14 protein-coding genes are annotated in these 16,672 nt (G+C 62.8%); 12 read left to right on the top strand and 2 right to left on the bottom strand.

Annotation, left to right across the window (positions count from 1 at the left end):
• Positions 1 to 95 precede the first annotated feature (95 nt).
• From P3T20_RS22505 to P3T20_RS22530, 6 genes are all read left to right on the top strand, one after another.
• On the top strand, positions 96 to 1,022 hold the full coding sequence (locus P3T20_RS22505; protein WP_429288116.1) for a LysR family transcriptional regulator: 927 nt from the start codon (positions 96 to 98) through the stop codon (positions 1,020 to 1,022).
• A 123-nt stretch (positions 1,023 to 1,145) separates the two neighbouring features.
• Positions 1,146 to 2,297, top strand: coding sequence for an aromatic ring-hydroxylating oxygenase subunit alpha (locus P3T20_RS22510; protein ID WP_429287862.1), 1,152 nt, complete (start codon positions 1,146 to 1,148; stop codon positions 2,295 to 2,297).
• 35 nt (positions 2,298 to 2,332) lie between these two features.
• Positions 2,333 to 3,532: an ABC transporter ATP-binding protein gene (locus tag P3T20_RS22515; RefSeq protein WP_429287863.1), complete on the top strand. Its 1,200-nt coding sequence runs from the start codon at positions 2,333 to 2,335 to the stop codon at positions 3,530 to 3,532.
• A gap of 76 nt (positions 3,533 to 3,608) precedes the next feature.
• Positions 3,609 to 4,595, top strand: coding sequence for an ABC transporter substrate-binding protein (locus P3T20_RS22520; RefSeq protein ID WP_429288117.1), 987 nt, complete (start codon positions 3,609 to 3,611; stop codon positions 4,593 to 4,595).
• Between the two features lie 17 nt (positions 4,596 to 4,612).
• Complete coding sequence (locus tag P3T20_RS22525; RefSeq protein WP_429287864.1) at positions 4,613 to 5,869, top strand: ABC transporter permease; 1,257 nt, start codon at positions 4,613 to 4,615, stop codon at positions 5,867 to 5,869.
• A 13-nt stretch (positions 5,870 to 5,882) separates the two neighbouring features.
• Positions 5,883 to 6,704: an ABC transporter permease gene (locus tag P3T20_RS22530; RefSeq protein WP_429287865.1), complete on the top strand. Its 822-nt coding sequence runs from the start codon at positions 5,883 to 5,885 to the stop codon at positions 6,702 to 6,704.
• Between the two features lie 24 nt (positions 6,705 to 6,728).
• On the opposite strand, the gene P3T20_RS22535 is transcribed toward P3T20_RS22530, so the two are convergent.
• On the bottom strand, positions 6,729 to 7,856 hold the full coding sequence (locus P3T20_RS22535) for a PDDEXK nuclease domain-containing protein (protein WP_429287866.1): 1,128 nt from the start codon (positions 7,854 to 7,856) through the stop codon (positions 6,729 to 6,731).
• 441 nt (positions 7,857 to 8,297) lie between these two features.
• On the opposite strand from P3T20_RS22535, the gene P3T20_RS22540 reads away from it, so the two are divergent.
• From P3T20_RS22540 to P3T20_RS22565, 6 genes are all read left to right on the top strand, one after another.
• Entirely contained in the window at positions 8,298 to 9,347 is a 1,050-nt protein-coding gene (locus tag P3T20_RS22540; protein ID WP_074267873.1) for a BMP family protein, read from the top strand.
• An 88-nt stretch (positions 9,348 to 9,435) separates the two neighbouring features.
• A complete protein-coding gene (locus P3T20_RS22545) occupies positions 9,436 to 10,980 on the top strand; it encodes an ABC transporter ATP-binding protein (RefSeq protein WP_429287867.1) in 1,545 nt (514 codons plus the stop codon).
• Entirely contained in the window at positions 10,977 to 12,065 is a 1,089-nt protein-coding gene (locus P3T20_RS22550; protein ID WP_429287868.1) for an ABC transporter permease, read from the top strand. The genes P3T20_RS22545 and P3T20_RS22550 overlap by 4 nt, the downstream gene beginning before the upstream one ends.
• Positions 12,062 to 12,997 carry an ABC transporter permease gene (locus P3T20_RS22555; protein ID WP_429287869.1) on the top strand — a complete coding sequence of 312 codons (936 nt, stop codon included), beginning with the start codon at positions 12,062 to 12,064 and terminating at the stop codon, positions 12,995 to 12,997. The genes P3T20_RS22550 and P3T20_RS22555 overlap by 4 nt, the downstream gene beginning before the upstream one ends.
• A 51-nt stretch (positions 12,998 to 13,048) precedes the next feature.
• Positions 13,049 to 14,140 (top strand): ring-opening amidohydrolase, encoded by a 1,092-nt coding sequence (locus P3T20_RS22560; protein ID WP_429287870.1) that lies wholly within the window; start codon positions 13,049 to 13,051, stop codon positions 14,138 to 14,140.
• Between the two features lie 17 nt (positions 14,141 to 14,157).
• Positions 14,158 to 15,567 carry an amidase gene (locus P3T20_RS22565; RefSeq protein ID WP_429287871.1) on the top strand — a complete coding sequence of 470 codons (1,410 nt, stop codon included), beginning with the start codon at positions 14,158 to 14,160 and terminating at the stop codon, positions 15,565 to 15,567.
• Between the two features lie 53 nt (positions 15,568 to 15,620).
• On the opposite strand, the gene P3T20_RS22570 is transcribed toward P3T20_RS22565, so the two are convergent.
• Positions 15,621 to 16,499, bottom strand: coding sequence for an IclR family transcriptional regulator (locus P3T20_RS22570; protein WP_074267869.1), 879 nt, complete (start codon positions 16,497 to 16,499; stop codon positions 15,621 to 15,623).
• Positions 16,500 to 16,672: the final 173 nt, after the last annotated feature.

Below are 16,672 nucleotides of genomic sequence, written 5' to 3' on the forward strand. Positions count from 1 at the left end.
AACATATTTCAAAAATGCAATACATCGCTTTTCCCTATGCAAACGAATTTCTTTCGACGCACAATCGCGACAGACAAGACGTCGAGGAGCAGGCGATGGAAGTGGGTCAATTGCACTATTCGCTACGGCAGTTGCGGTATTTCGTGGTCACCGCGGAAGCGCTGTCGTTCACCGCGGCGGCGAAGAAACTGCACATCTCGCAGCCGTCGATCTCGACGGCGCTTGCCGACCTGGAAGCGTCGTTCGGCGTGCAGCTGTTCATCCGCCATCATGCGAGCGGCCTGTCGTTGACGCAGGCCGGGCGCGACATGCTCGGACAGGCGCGCAATCTTCTGAAGAACGCGGAGGAGCTGCAGTCTGCTGCACGCGAGATGGACGGCGGCATGTCAGGCGTGATCGCGCTCGGCTGCATGGTTTCGCTCGCGCCACCGGTCATGCCGGCGCTCATCAGCCGCTTCATTGCCAGCCACTCGGGCGTCACCTTCCGCACCGAGGAAGCCCATCAGGACGACCTGCTGCACGGCCTGCGCGACGGCACGCTCGATCTCGCGCTCACCTACAGCCTCGACCTCACCGACGAGGTCGCCTTCACACCCCTCGTTTCGCTGCCGCCCTACGTGATTCTGCCCAAGCTGCACCGGCTCGCCCGCGCACGCGCCGTCTCGCTCACGGATCTGCTCAACGTGCCGTATGTGATGCTCGACCTGCCGCACAGCCGCGAATACTTCGCAGGACTGTTCGACGCGGTCGGCACGCGGCCTGTGCCCGCGTTCCGTTCGTCGCAGCCGGAAGTGGTGCGCGGAATGGTCGCAAACGGCCTCGGCTACAGCCTCCTCAACTTCCCGCTGAAGTCGCTGCGAACCGTGGACGGCGCGGACTTCGTGATCAAGCAGTTCAAGGACGACGTGACGGCGACCACGCTTGGCATCGCACAATCGCGCGAACTGAAACCACGCCAGTTAGTGAAGCGATTCGCGGACTTCTGCGAGACGCACATCCGCGAACTGCATCGCAGTGACTGAGCCGGCCGGCCCGATGCCTGCATAGGAAAAAACTGGCTTTTACATCCGAAAACAATATTTTGGCTGGCAATTTGACTTGGTAGATTGGTGTCCATCGCAACGCAATGCCGAACCGGAGGCCATATGGCTGCCCTTGCAACGTCGCCGGATGCCGGACCCGAGATCGCCCGCGAGTTGCTGGCGAACTGCGAGCGCCCGTTCGACGATGCGCGCGCCATGCCGCCGCGAGTCTATACGTCTGACGCATTTCTCGCGCTCGAACAACGCGAGATATTCCACAAGCAATGGCTTTGCGTAGGGCGCGCCAGCACGCTCAGCAATCCTGGTGATTACCTGAGCGCGCAGATCGACGGCCAGCCCATCGTGGTACTGCGTAACGAACAGGGCGAACTGCGCGGCCTGTCGAACGTGTGCCTGCATCGCATGTCGGTACTGCTCGAAGGACGCGGCAACGTCAGACGTATCGTGTGCCCGTATCACGCATGGAACTACACGCTCGATGGCGCCCTTGCCGGCGCACCGATGATGGAACGGCAGGCAGGCTTCTGCAAGGAAAGCTACCGGCTGCCGTCGATCCGCTGCGAAACCTGGCAAGGCTGGATCTATGTCACGCTCGATCCTGACCTGCCGTCCGTCGCAACCCAGCTCGAAGAACTCACGCAACTGATCGAGCCGTACGGCATGTCCGACTACGTCGAGACGTTCTACGAAGAACACGTGTGGGACACTAACTGGAAGATCCTCGCGGAAAACTTCATGGAGAGCTACCACCTGCCCATGCTGCATCGTGCCACGGTGGGCCCGCATTCACGGCTCGAAGAGATGGAGTGCCCGCCCGGACGCGCGGCCTTCAACTATCATTGGATTACGAAGGAAGCGTCGCTGCCGATCGGCAATGCGCACCCCGGCAATACGCGTCTGCAGGGACACTGGCGCCGCACGACCGCGCTCCTCGCGATCTACCCGACGCATCTCGTCACGCTCACGCCGGGCTACTTCTGGTACCTCGTGCTGCAGCCGCGCGGTGTGGGCAAGGTGCACATCCAGTTTGGCGGCGGACTCTCGCCCGAGTTTATCGACGATCCCAAAGCGGCCGACTACATGGCCACGCTGAAGACCCTGCTCGACGAGGTCAATGCGGAAGACCGGCGCGGTGTCGAAGCCGTGTTTCGCGGCGTGCATGCCCCGCTCGCGAGGCCAGGCAACCTGAGCCACCTCGAGCGGCCGAACTACGACTTCGCGCGCTATCTCGCGCAGCGAACCGCTTCGTCATGACGCGCGTGAGCCGCGCACCGGATGATCACACGACCATGTCCAGCCAATCGTTCATTTCATTCGCAGGGGTCAGCAAATCGTACGACGGCGTGCATAGCGTCGTCGAAGGTCTCGATCTCGATGTCGCGCGCGGCGAATTCGTCTCACTGCTCGGCCCGTCCGGTTCAGGCAAGACCACGACACTCATGATGCTGGCAGGATTCGAGTCGCTGACGCACGGCGAGATTCGCCTGAACGGCAAGCGGCTCGACGACAAGCCGCCGCACCAGCGCGATATCGGCATGGTGTTCCAGAACTACGCACTGTTCCCGCACATGACGATCGCGCAGAACGTCGCGTTTCCGCTGTCGGTCCGCAAGATTGGGCGCAACGAACAGAAGGCGCGCGTGGCGCGCGCGCTTGAGATGGTCGAACTGCCCCACCTCGCGGCACGCCGGCCGGCGCAGCTTTCCGGCGGCCAGCAGCAGCGCGTCGCGCTGGCACGCGCATTGGTATTCGAGCCGAGCGTAGTGCTGATGGACGAGCCGCTTGGTGCGCTCGACAAACGCCTGCGCGAAAGCATGCAATACGAAATCATGCGCCTGCATCGCGAGTTGTCGCTGACCGTCGTCTACGTGACGCACGACCAGAACGAAGCGCTGACGATGTCGGACCGCGTCGCCGTGTTTTCCGACGGCCGTATCCAGCAGGCCGCGACACCGACCGAACTCTATGAAAATGCGGCGAATGCGTTTGTGGCGAACTTCGTCGGCGAGAACAACGGCTTGACTGGCCGCGTCGTCGCGAGCGAGGGCGAGTGGGCCACGCTGCAGCTCGCCGACGGCACCACCATCAGCGGCCGCGCCGGAGCCGAACTGCGCACCGGCGGCGAAGCAATGCTGGCCTTGCGGCCCGAGCGCGCGCACATCGCGGCAGCGGCGGCTGCGACGGCCGATGCCGCGCGCGGCGAAGGCGATTCGAATGTCGTGCATGCGCTCGTGCAGGAACTCGTCTATTGCGGCGACCATCACCGCGTGCATCTGAAACTGGCACACGGCGAGAGCGTCGTCGTGAAAGTGCCCAACACACAGCATCGCGATCTGCCTGCACTTGGCCATACCGTGGCCGTGACGTGGCGACGCGACGACTGCAAGGTACTGGCCGCCGTTTCGCCGCGCGTCGCGGTTACCGCCGGCGGCCCCACCCAGGTTTCGCCTTCATCGTCCGCATCGCCACTCATCGCAGGAGTTAACTAAAATGCACGCTACTCGCTCTCCCATCCGGCACGGCGCTATTTTTACCGCCGTCACGGTCCTCTCTGTCCTGTCTTCGATGGCGCACGCCGCCGACACGTTGTCCGTCGTCACGTTCGGCGGCGCTTACGAATCGGCAGCAAAACAGGCCTGGTTCGAGCCGTTCACCGCAAAGACCGGGATCGGCTTTTCGACGGAATCGTACGACGGCGGCCTCGCGAAACTGTCCGCGATGGAACAGGCGAAGAACCCCACGTGGGATCTGATCGACCTCGAAACCAACGACGCCATCACGGCATGCGACGAAGGTCTGCTGCAGAAGTTCGACCGCAAGCAGCTCGGCAATATCGCTGACTTTCTGCCTGGCTCGATCAGCGATTGCGCCGTCTCGGCGATGGTGTGGTCGACCGTGTATGCGTACGACACGACAAAGCTGAAGACGCCACCCACCTCCATCAACGATTTCTTCGATCTGAAGAAATATCCGGGTAAGCGCGGCATGCGCAAATCGCCGAAGGTGGCGATGGAATGGGCGCTGATCGCCGATGGCGTTGCGCCGAAGGACGTCTATAAGGTGCTCGGCACGCCCGCAGGCGTCGACCGCGCATTCAAGAAACTCGACACGATCAAGTCGAGCATCGTCTGGTGGGACGCGGGTGCGCAGGCGCCGCAGCTTCTCGCGGACGGCGCGGTCGTGATGACGCAGGCTTATAACGGCCGCATCGACGATGCCACGCACAAGGATGGCAAGCCCTTCAAGGTCGTCTGGGACGCGCAGGTCTACGACTACGAATGGTGGGGCATTCCGATGGGCGCCAAGCACGCGGCCGACGCGGAGAAGTTCATCGTCTCGGCATCGACTCCGCAGGCCTATGCGGACCTCTCGAAGTACATCGCGTATGCGCCGCCGCGCAAGGAAGCGATTCCGCTGATCGACAAGGCACGCCTCGCCGATCTGCCGACTGCGCCGGCCAATTTCAAGCGTCCGCTGCAGATCGATGCGACGTTCTGGGCCGACAACGCGGATGCGATCAGCAAGCGCTTCCAGGTGTGGCTCACGCAGTAACGAGAACGGGCGAGACGATGAACACGCCAATGCAGCCCACAGCAACGATCGGCGCCGGCAACCCCGGCGGCGTCCGTCACGCCTGGCAGCGCGCCCGTCGCAAGGCCGCCTTGCAGGCGTTACTGCTGGCGTTACCGTTGCTCGTGTTCCTGCTCGCCACGTTTATCGCGCCCATCGCCAGTCTGCTGGCGCGCAGTGTGCAGAATCCCGAAGTGCGCGGCAGCATGCCGCAACTGACGGCGGCGCTGCGGGCGTGGGATGGCAACGGCGTGCCCGGCGAACCGGTTTTTGCCGCACTCGGGCAAGGCTTGCGGCAATCGGCCGAAGCCGGCGAACTCGGTAACATCGCACGCCGAATGAATTTCTATCAGCCGGAGTTCCGCAGCCTGCTGATGAAGACGGCACGCGAAACGCGCTCGCAGACACCCGACGCGTGGAAGCCTGCGCTGATCCAGATGGACCCGCGCTGGGGCGAGAACGAAACATGGCGGCTGCTAAAACGCGCCGCCACGTCGCCGACGCCGGACTACCTTCTCAACGCGATCGATGCACAGATCGCGCCGGACGGTTCGGTGACCTCGGTGCCCGCGGACAGCGCCGTCTATCGCGCCGCCTTCGTGCGCACCATCCAGATCAGCGCGACCGTCACGCTGTTGTGTCTGCTGCTCGGCTACCCCGTTGCCTATCTGCTCGCGACGCTACCGCCAAAACAGGGCAACCGGCTCATGCTGTTCGTCATCGTGCCGTTCTGGACATCGCTGCTGGTGCGCACGACCGCGTGGTACGTCCTGCTACAGCCGGGCGGCGTCATCAACACAGCGTTGATGCGCTTCGGCATCATCCACCATCCAGTGCCGCTGGTCTTCAATCGCACCGGTGTGCTGATCGGCATGACGCACATTCTGCTGCCGTACATGATCCTCGCGATCTATTCGGTGATGAAAGGCGTCTCGCCGGTGTACGTACGGGCCGCGCAATCGCTGGGGGCGCATCCGGTAACGGCGTTCATCCGCGTCTATATTCCGCAGACGCTGCCAGGCGTCGGCGCCGGCTGCTTTCTCGTCTTCGTGCTTGCGCTCGGCTACTACATCACGCCTGCGTTACTGGGCGGCGCGGGGGACGAGATGATCAGCCAGCTGATCGCATCGCAGACCAACGAGCAGCTCAACTGGGGACTCGCGGGCGCTCTGTCGTGCTATCTGGTGGTCTTCACGGCCCTCTTCTATTTCGTCTTCAACCGGCTTGTCGGTATCGACCGGCTGCGCTTCGGCTAGCGGAGAGACCAGCATGCAACCTCAACGTCACCAAACGCTGTCCGAGCGTATCGCGGGCGCCGGGCTGCGCGTGCATTGCGCGTTGATCTTCCTGTTTCTCGTCGCGCCGATTCTCGCGATCGTGCCGTTGTCGTTCAACGCAGGCTCGTTCTTTTCCTATCCGATGGAAGGCATTTCGCTGCGCTGGTACGCACAGGCGTTCGGCTCGCACGACTGGCAGCTCGCGTTCGCGAATAGCATCGGCATCGGCGCGGTCGCGACATTGATCGCAACCTGCCTCGGGACACTCGCCGCGCTCGGGCTGAGCCGTCCGGTGTTCCCATTTCGCACGATCATCATGCCGCTGCTGATTTCGCCGATGATCATCCCGATCGTGGTGGTCGCCGCCGGCTTCTACCTGATCTTCGCGCCGCTCGGACTCGTGAACTCGTACATGGGCGTAGTGCTCGCGCATGCGGCGCTTGGCACGCCGTTTGTCGTGATTACGGTGACCGCCTCGCTGCTGTCGTTCGACCAGAGCCTGCTGCGCGCCGCCTCCGGTCTCGGCGCGCGGCCGTGGACCACCTTCCGCCGCGTCACGCTGCCGCTGATCGCACCGGCTGTGGCGACGGGCAGCGTGTTCGCGTTCGCCACGTCGTTCGACGAGGTGATCGTTATTCTCTTCATTGGCGGCCCTGAGCAGCGCACCGTGCCGCGTCAGATGTGGAGCGGCATCCGCGACCAGATCGATCCTTCGATTCTTGCGGTGGCGACGGTGTTGATTGTGTTTGCAACGTTGTTGTTCACTGCGATGAACTGGTTGCGTGGGCGGGCGGCGGCTGCGTCATCGGTTTGATGGGGTGACGGATCGTATAGCCAGTCAAGACTCTCTCTCTGCGCCGCCTCGTAGACGTCGCCGATCCTCAAGTTCTTGCCGCGAACGCTGCAGTGCATCGGCGATCAGTTGTTCGTCGGGCAACACCGTTTGGTACTCCGCCGCCAAAACTTTATTTGGCAGATTGTCGAGGGCGTAGTGTGCCTCGGCCGCACCCTTCTCGGCGCAGAGAATCAGACCCACAGGTGGATTCTCGCCCGGCATCGTCCAATGCTCCTTGGCGTAATTGAGGTAGAGATGCATTTGCCCGGCATCGGCGTAACTGAAGCGCCCAGCCTTCAGATCGATAATGATTAAGCAACGAAGACGGCGATGGAAGAAGACGAGGTCCACACGAAACCATGTGTCATCGATACGCAATCGCCGCTGACGACCAATGAACGCAAACTCGTCACCCAGTTCCAGAAGAAAGTCTGCCAGGCGCTGGATCAGCGCGTCTTCCAGGTCGCTCTCGGAGTATTCGTCTTTGAGTGCTAGAAACTCGAGAACGAAGGGATCTTTGATCGCCGCCTCTGGCGTCACCAGGTCAGAAGCTTCCGCTGACTCTGCCGTCTTTAGCATTGCCGCCTTGTTCTTTGACACAGCGATCCGCTCGTAGAACTGGCTTTCGACCTGCCGGTCGAGTTGTCGCACGGACCAGCCACACCGCAAAGCTTCGGTCTGGTAGAAGGCTCGGGCGCCCGGATTCCTCACAGATAACAGCCGCACATAAGCTGACCACGGAAGTGGAAAGCATACGGCGAGCTTCGCGAGGTCCAAGGTTTGAACGTGACCCGTCTGCATCGGTGATTTTTCAGACGGCGTCTGAAAAATCACCTCAGGAGGCCATGTGAGATAAAAGCGCCGCATCTGACTGAGATTGACCGCCCCAAAACCTCTACCAAACCGTCGGCTCAGATCGACGGCCAAGCGCTTGATCAGCGCTTCTCCATACTCAGCCCGCCCCTCGCCAGCCTGTTCAAACTCGACGATACGTCGGCCCACAAGCCAGTATGCAGCGGTCATAACGGCGTTAACGTGGCGCGCGGCGGCTTGGCGTGCAGATTCAACAACACCAACAATATCGGCTTGAATCCCGGCATAGGTCGCTGGCGCGATGTCGGAGTTCTTCATGGAATGCTCACCTCTTCATCTTCATTAACTGCTTGCCGGCGGTGTGTCCCACCAGCGCAACTCCGGTCTGCGGCGCCTCGCCCATATTGCCTGCGGAAATTCTGCGAGCCGGAGCCAGCATCGGCCGGCCTTCGCTCTCTTCCTGGCAGCTTGAGCCTACGCATAATCCTATCCATGTTATGAAAATGCAAGGCCCGTTGCGAGAGCAGCCCGAGTCCCCCTTTCCCCAAGCCCTCTCAATGCCCTCGTTTCACTCAAATACCCCACTAACACTTTGTTTTTAAAGTGAAAAGCCTCGCTTTTTCCAACATGCGGAATGATCGGACGGGGCTATTTTTCGCGAGCTATCTTTACCCTTGACACAAGTAACGGACAAGCGCGAATCGTACAGATCGCTGCGCGGCCGGATTTCATTCATCGAATTTCTTACGGTAGATCGTCATGTTCAAAGCGCTGAAGAGTGGCCGACGCGGGTGGGCTGTGCGTGGCCGTACCGGGCAAGTCATGTTGTTGCTGGCGACAGCAGCGATGGTTGCAACCTCGTCATATGCAATCGCGGCTGAAAAGGCTGCCGTGCTCTTGCCAGGCAGCATCAACGACCAGAGCTGGAACGCGCAGGGCTACGAAGGGGTCAAGCGTCTGAAGGCCATGGGCTGGGATGTCGCCTACTCCGAGAACGTCCAGCCCGCCGATATGGCGCAGGCGATGCGCGACTACGCGCAGCGCGGCTATAGCGTGGTGATCGGTCATACCGGCCGTTTCCAGTCGGCGGCTGAGGCTGTCGCCCCGCGCTTTCCCAAAACAATCTTCGTGGTGGGTTCCGGAGCGTCAGGAGAAGGCAAGAACGTCACGTCGGTCGATTTCGACAACACCCAGTTCGGTTTCCTTGAGGGCGTGCTGGCGGCCCGCATGAGCAAGACCGGCAAGATCGGCTCGGTCAACGGACTCGAGGGCCTGCCCAACGTCGTTGCCCAGGTGGGCGCGTTCCGCAAGGGAGCGCTGAGCGTTAGACCTGACATCCAGGTCAAGGTCATTTACGTGCAGGACATGGAGGACGCGGCGGGCGCCAAGGAAGCGGCGCTGTCACTGGCCGCGTGGGGCGCGGATTTCATCACCGGCAAGCTCAATGCAGGGCAATCCGGAATCATCGAGGCGGCCAAGGAGAAGAATATCTACGCGACAGGCCGCTCGGTCGGCGACACGGCGATCGCGCCGAACAACGTCTTGACCAATATCGTCGAACAATGGGGCGACATGTATGCGGCGATTGCGGCTGCGGCCGCCAAGGGCTCGGGCGGCGGCCAATATCAGCTGTACGGCTTGAATAGCAAGGGCAGCACCGGTGCCCAACTGCAATACCTGCAGGGCCAGCCGTTCAATCCCGCGGTGCCTGCGGCGGTGGTCCAGGAACTCAATGCGGATGAGCAGAAATTCGCCTCGGGCACCCTGAAAGTATCCGTCACGGCGAAGGACGCGCGAGGCGGACTCTGACGCCTGCCCGCTAACGAGATGAACAGGCGCCGTAACACGGTTGCGCCGTAACACCGCAGCAATGGCACCAGGCACCACAGGACATTCGATGACAGCAATGCTCGAGATGCGCGCGATCAGCAAGCGCTTCGGCAACGTACAAGCCAATCACGCAGTCGATCTGACGGTGCAGACCGGGCGTATCGTCGCGCTGCTGGGCGAGAACGGCTCGGGCAAAAGCACGTTGATGAAGTTGCTGTTCGGCATCGTGAAGCCCGATAGCGGCACCATCGTTTTCAAGGGACAAGAACTGGCAGCGCAAAGTCCCAAGGAAGCGATTGCGGCAGGTGTCGGCATGATCCATCAGCACTTCATGTTGGTGGAGTCGATGTCGGTGGTCGACAACGTGATGCTCGGCTGGCCGGCGGCCGGCCGCTGGCTGCGCCGCGCGGAAATGGCTGAAAAGATTCGCGAGGCCAGCACGCGCTATGGCCTGGAACTCGAACCTCAGCAACTGATACGGGATCTGCCATTCGGCGCACGCCAGCGCGTCGAGATCATCAAGGCGATCATGCGTGGTGCAGATCTGCTGATTCTCGATGAGCCCACCTCGAATCTGAGCGCCCCTGAGGTTGCGAGCCTGATGGCAGTGATGCGCCGTCTCAAGGATGAGGGCCGCTCGGTCATCTTCATCTCGCACAAGCTCGGTGAAGTGATGGAAGTCTGTGACGAGGGTATCGTGCTGCGCAACGGCCGCGTCGTCAGCACGTTCGAAGTCGGCTCCGTCACGCGTGCGCAGCTTGCCCGCATGATGGTGGACCGCGATCTGGAGAGCGCCGCAGCACGCGACGAGCGTCCGGCGGGGAGCCACGTGCTGAAGGTCGAGCACCTGAGTCTGTCCGACGGGCGGGGCCGTGCGTTACTGAACGACGTTTGTTTCAGCTTGCGCGAAGGAGAGATCCTCGCGCTGGCCGGCGTGGACGGCAACGGCCAGACCGAACTGGTCGAGACCTTGGCTGGCCTGCGCGAGTGCTCGAGCGGCACGATCGAGCTGGCGGGTGTCGACATCACCGCGGCCAACACCAAGGCGCGGCTCGCCGCGGGGCTCGCCTACATCCCGGTGGACCGTGCCAGTACCAGTATCGTGCCGGCCATGACGATCGAGGATAACCTCGCGATGCGCGACTACACGTCAAGACCGTGGCGCCGCGGCATGCTGCTTGACCGCCGTGCGTTCCGCCAGCAGGCGCTCACCCATATCGCCGGATTCGGCATTGCATGCGCCGGGCCGGCCGCTACAGCGGACGCGCTATCGGGAGGCAACCAGCAGAAGATCGTGCTGGCCCGCGAACTGGGCAGGCGTCCGCGCGTGTTGCTCGCTGCGCAGCCCACCTGGGGTCTCGACCCAGGTGCCACTCGCTTCGTGATCGACCAGATCCTCGCCTTGCGCAACAGCGGCGCGGCAGTGCTGTATATCTCGGCGGAACTCGAAGAAGTCCTGATGATTGGCGACCGCATCGGCGTGCTGAGCGCGGGCCGTCTCCAGGGCGTCGTGCCGCGTAGTGAAGTGGACCTCACGGCGATCGGCATGATGATGGCCGGCGCGGTACGCGAGCGCATGCCGGTAAGCGATCAACAGGATGCGGTGCGATGACGGGGCTAGAAAAACAGATGCAGGCACACGACACACTGCCTTGGGCCGACCGCTGGGTGCGCGCCGCTGGCGCCGGCCGCAGGCTGCAATATTCACTGCTCGCGGTGCTGCTCGCCTTCGGCGTGGCGGCGTTTTTCGTCATGCTGTCCGGCAAGAATCCGTTGCTTGCGTATCGGGTCATGGCGCGCGGCGCATTCGGCTCGGTCGACGCGATCTCATTTGCCTTGAACAAAAGCGCGCCGTACATCCTCGCAGGCGTCGGCGTGGCGTTGTGCTTCCGGGCCCGCATTATCAACATCGGCGGAGAAGGACAGATTGCCGTCGGCGGCATCTGTACGACATGGGCAGCCTTGCATTGCGGCGCCGCGCCAGGACCGCTGCCGATCATCATCTCGCTCGCAGCTGGCGCCCTCGGCGGTGCCCTGTGGAGTGGCATCGCTGCCCTGCTACGCATCTGGCGCGGCGTCAACGAGGTGATCGCCACGCTGATGCTGAACTTCGTCGGCTTGCTGATGGTCGGCGAGGTCCTCAATGGACCGATGGGCGAAGTCGGCGCGGGATTTCCGCAATCGCCCGTGGTGCCGGATAGCGCCTTTTTGCCGATCATCTGGCCTGGCAGCGATCTGCACATGGGCATTCTGCTAGCGCTCTTTCTGTGCGCCGTCTGCGCTGTGCTGCTGTGGCGCACGCCGTTCGGCTTCGGCTTGCGACTGATCGGCGCCAGTCAGCCAGCAGCGCGTTATGCGGGTGTCTCGTTCGCGCGCAGCATGCTGCTTGTGATGTTGCTCGCCGGTGCGTTGGCCGGCAGCGCAGGCGGCGTCGAGGTGCTGGGCGTCCAGTACCGCCTGATCGATGGATTCTCGGTTGGCTTTGGCTTCAAGGCGGTCGCAGTGGCACTGCTTGGCCGGCTTGATCCGCTTGCAGTGGTGCCAGCGGGACTTTTCTTCGGCTTCGTCGAAGCCGGAGCGCTGGCGATGCAGCGTGAGATCGGCGTCCCGTCATCGCTTGTCGACGTGATTCAGGGGCTGGCGATGGTGTTTGTACTGTGTTCGATCGGACTCGACAAAAGGCGGCAACGCGTATGAGTTTCACATTGAATTCGGCTGAAGTGGGCGGCTTGCTGGCCTCCACGGTCAGGGTCGCCTCCCCGCTGCTGTTTGCCGCGCTGGGTGGCGTGCTGTGCGAAAGCGCCGGCACCTTTGCAGTTTGTATCGAAGGCATGATGCTGATGGGTGCGTTCGCGGGCGCCGTGGTGGCGTACCTGACCGGCAGCGTGGCGTTCGGGCTGGCGGCCAGCGCGTTGGGCGGCGCGTGCGTCGGCCTGCTGGTCGCCGTGTGCACTGGACGCTTTCGCACCGATCACATGGTGACGGGGCTGGCCATCAACATCCTCGTGCTGGGCTTGACCAGTTTCCTGTTGCGCGGGCTATTCGGTGGACGGGCGCCGAACATCCAGATGCAGACGCTCGCACCATTTACCGTGCCGTTGTTGTCGCGCATCCCGCTGATCGGACCCGCGCTGTTCCAGCAACCGTTGTTGACCTACGCCGCGTTCCTGACGGTGCTGCCATTGCAGCTGCTGCTCAAGCGCACTCAACCTGGTCTGATGCTGCGCTCGGCCGGTGAGAACCCCGCCGCGGTGTTTGCGACCGGCGCCAACCCGGCCGCCATCCGCGCGTGGGCGGTGATTGCCGGCGGCGTGTTTGCGGGTCTCGGCGGCTCCGTCCTGTCCTTGCAGGAACTGGGGACATTCACCGACGGCATGACCAACGGCCGCGGCTTTATCGCGCTCGCTGCGGTGCTGATTGGCCGCTGGTTGCCGGTGCGCACGATGCTGGCTTGCCTGTTGTTCGGCGCGACCAATGCGATCGGGCTGAACATGCAAGGCTGGAACCTGCCCGTGAGCTCCTATGTGATTCAGATGATGCCTTACCTGATCGCGCTAGGCGTGTTGTGCTGTTTCGGACGCTCGACTCGCATGCCCGCAGCGCTCGGCGTCCCGGTTTCTACCCATTGATGCCGGTCTTTGCGCCGCCGGAGAACACTTCCGATAGTCCTGGAGAACCAAATGAAAGTAGGTGTGCACAAGATTGCAATGGCGTCACCCGCCGATACGTCCCAACTGGCTGCGTTGATCGATGCAGGCACGCTCGATCCGCGCGAGATTGTTGCCGTGATCGGCAAGACTGAAGGCAATGGCGGCGCGAACGATTTCACGCGCGGCTTCGCGACACAATCGTTTCAACTGTTGCTGGCGGAGCGGCTCGGTGTCCCATTGGCGGAGATCGCGCAACGCGTGTGCTTCGTCTGGTCCGGCGGCACTGAAGGCGTGTTGTCGCCGCATGCAACAGTGTTCACACGCGAGGAGACGCAGCCCGCGGCTTCCAGTAGCGAACCTCGTCTCGCGCTGGGTGTGACGACCACGCGCGACCTGCTGCCGGAAGAAGTCGGCACGGCTACCCAGGTTGAACTGGTGGCAGCGGCAGTTCGCGAAGCGATGGCGCAGGCCGGGATCACGAAAGCGGGCGATGTTCACTACGTCCAGGTCAAAGGCCCGCTGTTGACTCCGGCCTTGATTGCCGACGCGGACAAGCGCGGCAAGACACTCGTCACTCGCGATGCGAACGGCTCCAAACCCTACGCACGCGGCGCTACCGCCCTCGGCGTAGCGGTAGCGCTTGACGAAGTCAGCAATGACCAGATCACCGATGCGGTTATCGCACGGCGCATGGATCTGTTCTCGTCGGTGGCGTCGACATCGGCGGGTGGGGAGCTCAAAAATTGCGAGGTGCTGTTGTTCGGCAACTCGCCGGCGGCCACCAGCGATTTCACGATTCGTCACGGCATCCTGCATGACGTGGTGGATGCGGATGCGATCCGCGCCCTGCTCGGCGATACGGCAACGGCTGCGGGGCCGTCCGGCAGCGAAGCAGTGGCGGCCGTGTTCGCCAAGGCCGACGCGAGCCCCAACGGCCGCATTCGCGGCTGGCGTACCACGATGTTGTCGGACGCGGATATCAATTACGAGCGCCACGCCCGCGCGGCGCTGGGAGCGGTGATTACGTCGATAGTCGGGAATCCTGCCATTTTTGTTTCGGGTGGAACCGAGCACCAATGCGCGCCGGGAGAAATGCCGATCGCCGCGATCATGCATGTTTGACGAACGGGGCGCAAACCTTGACGAATCAAAATGGACTGTGGGCCCGCTCGGCCGCCGATCTTTCAGAAGCGTATGCCGCCGGCACCTGCTCGCCGGTCGATGTATTCAATAGCGTGGTGGCCCGAACCGAGGCGGTCAATGCGCAAATCAACGCCGTCGTGACACTTGACCCCGCCGGCGCACTGCAGGCCGCACACGAGAGCGAAGCGCGCTGGCGTGCGGGCACGCCGCTCAGTCAGCTCGACGGCGTGCCGATCACGGTCAAGGACAACATGGTGGTGCGCGGCATGCGCTCGACATGGGGGAGTGCCCTGTACTCCGAATTCATGCCTGACGCCGATGAACTGCCGGTGGCACGTCTGAGGGCCGCGGGCGCGGTGATCTTCGGCAAGACCAACTGCCCCGAGTTCACGGTGCAAGGCTATACGGACAACCTCCTGTTCGGGCCAACGCGCAATCCGTGGAACCTCGCCCTGACGCCAGGTGGCTCCAGCGGCGGCGCGGTCGCGGCGGTCAGCGCGGGCCTGTGCCCGATCGCGCTGGCTACCGATGGCGGCGGCTCCATCAGGCGCCCAGCGTCTTACACCGGCCTCGTTGGCCTCAAGCCGTCACGTGGACGCGTAGCACGCGCCGAAGGCTTCGCGACCGTGCTGCACGATTGCGAGGTGGTTGGTCCGATCGCTCGCACGATCGAAGACGTGCGACTCGTGATGCGGATCATCGGGCTACCCGATAGCCGGGATCCGCTTTCCACGCAGTTGAAGGAAGATGCGTTCGAAGCTCAGACGCCTCCGCCCTGCCGCATTCTCTATGTGCCGAGCTTCGGCGGTTCGCCGGTCGACCCCGCAATTGCTCACAGCGTTGCGCAGGCGGCTCGGGCGCTGGAGTCGCTCGGCCATGAGATCCACGTCGGCAGCGAGCCGTTCGATATCGACGCGCTGGGGCAATCGTGGTCCGTCGTGAGCCAGACGGGCTTGTCATGGCTAATGGGCTATCACGATGGATGGGAGGCGCAGGTCGGCGAGGAGATTCGCAAGCTCATCACAAGCGGATCCGCCTTGTCCGCTTCGCAGTACTACGAAGCGCTCGTTCAGTTTGCCAAACTGAAACGCGAGCTGGAGCAGGTGTTCGACAGCTACGACATGATCATGACGCCGTCCGCCGCGGCGATGCCGTGGCCAGCGGCCGAGGCGTTTCCCAACATCATCGACAACCGCACGGTCGGACCACGCGGCCACGCCGTCTTCACCGCGTTCGTCAATATGGCCGGCAGTGCCGCGCTTAATCTGCCGGCCGCGCCTGCGCCGGACGGCATGCCGATCGGTTTCCAGCTGGTCGGGCCAATCTGCAGCGATGCGCTGCTCTGCAATGTCGGCGCGCAGTACCAGCGGGAGTACGTCGCAGACATGCCGTGGCCGGCGCTCTGAGCGAGACCCGGTAGTGGGGTCGTCCGGCGGCGCTTCGTCGCCGGACGCGTCGCTCAGTGGGGCTGGGATGCCCTGATGCGCAGTATCTCTTCCATTTCCTTCGGCACGCGGCCGCCCATGGCCGAAGTGATTTCGCGGGCCGCCAGCATGACATGCCAGCTCAGGTTGTCGAGCCGTTCATGGGTGATGCGCAGCGTCGGGCCGACCACCGAGATCGCCGCGAAGGCAACGCCAAATTCGTTGAATACCGCAGCCGCGACGCAGCGCAAGCCGACCGCCGTCTCTTCGTTGTCGATCGCATAGCCGGCGCGGCGGATCTCCGTCAGCGCGTCGTGTAGCGCTGTACCTCTCACGATCGACTGCGGCGTGCGCCGCTGCAAACCGCCATTCTGGATGATCTGCGTGGCCCGCGCGGGCGGCAGCCACGCCAGGATGGTCTTGCCCATTGCTGTATTCGCGAGCGGCGAGCGACTGCCCGGGCGCGAGATCGCCCGCATCATCTGCTTGCTTTCAACCTGGTGGATCAAGAGGATTTCATCCTGGTCGAGGCCGCCAATGTTGACGGTCTCGCCTGCCAGATCGCGCAGCCTGCGCACGATTGGCGTGGCCAGTTCCACCATGTTGCGGCGTGGACCGAAGGCCGAACCGACCGAGAAGCATTGCGCACCGATTCGCCAAAGGTTCTTGTCAGCTTCGAACGAAACAAAGCGACGCTGCTGCATGGTGGTTAACAGGCGGTGGATGGTGGGTGCGGGCAATCCGCTGCGCTCCGCGAGATCGACCAGCCTGTAGCCGTCGTCGTCTTCCGCGAGGATCTCCAGCAACGAAAGCGCTCGCGACAATGCCTGCACCGAGGTCCGGTCTTCGCGAATGATGGGTTGAACATTGCCACGCGTTCTGGCGCGGGCCGTTTTGAGGGATTCGCTTGTCATGGCTGCTGGCACCTTGTCGTTTCTCGACAGCGTTACTGTCGAAATGTACTTTTAATTTCTGACACAGTTAAGCAAGTCCCATGCCGTTCCTGGACTCGTATTTCTTCGCGTTTGCACCATAGAAGCGATACGCGCTCAACGTAATTGTGCATGCAGCCGCAACCATGCACCAC

The organism is Paraburkholderia sp. GAS206C (assembly GCF_050435645.1).
GTDB lineage: Bacteria > Pseudomonadota > Gammaproteobacteria > Burkholderiales > Burkholderiaceae > Paraburkholderia > Paraburkholderia phenazinium_B.

Coding starts and splice junctions, on each gene's coding strand:
- P3T20_RS22510 (WP_429287862.1), top strand. CDS start 1,146: ATGGCTGCCCTTGCAACGTCGCCGGATGCCGGACCCGAGATCGCCCGC.
- P3T20_RS22540 (WP_074267873.1), top strand. CDS start 8,298: ATGTTCAAAGCGCTGAAGAGTGGCCGACGCGGGTGGGCTGTGCGTGGC.
- P3T20_RS22515 (WP_429287863.1), top strand. CDS start 2,333: ATGTCCAGCCAATCGTTCATTTCATTCGCAGGGGTCAGCAAATCGTAC.
- P3T20_RS22555 (WP_429287869.1), top strand. CDS start 12,062: ATGAGTTTCACATTGAATTCGGCTGAAGTGGGCGGCTTGCTGGCCTCC.
- P3T20_RS22570 (WP_074267869.1), bottom strand. CDS start 16,499: ATGACAAGCGAATCCCTCAAAACGGCCCGCGCCAGAACGCGTGGCAAT.
- P3T20_RS22550 (WP_429287868.1), top strand. CDS start 10,977: ATGACGGGGCTAGAAAAACAGATGCAGGCACACGACACACTGCCTTGG.
- P3T20_RS22535 (WP_429287866.1), bottom strand. CDS start 7,856: ATGAAGAACTCCGACATCGCGCCAGCGACCTATGCCGGGATTCAAGCC.
- P3T20_RS22545 (WP_429287867.1), top strand. CDS start 9,436: ATGACAGCAATGCTCGAGATGCGCGCGATCAGCAAGCGCTTCGGCAAC.
- P3T20_RS22560 (WP_429287870.1), top strand. CDS start 13,049: ATGAAAGTAGGTGTGCACAAGATTGCAATGGCGTCACCCGCCGATACG.
- P3T20_RS22505 (WP_429288116.1), top strand. CDS start 96: ATGGAAGTGGGTCAATTGCACTATTCGCTACGGCAGTTGCGGTATTTC.
- P3T20_RS22520 (WP_429288117.1), top strand. CDS start 3,609: ATGGCGCACGCCGCCGACACGTTGTCCGTCGTCACGTTCGGCGGCGCT.
- P3T20_RS22530 (WP_429287865.1), top strand. CDS start 5,883: ATGCAACCTCAACGTCACCAAACGCTGTCCGAGCGTATCGCGGGCGCC.
- P3T20_RS22525 (WP_429287864.1), top strand. CDS start 4,613: ATGAACACGCCAATGCAGCCCACAGCAACGATCGGCGCCGGCAACCCC.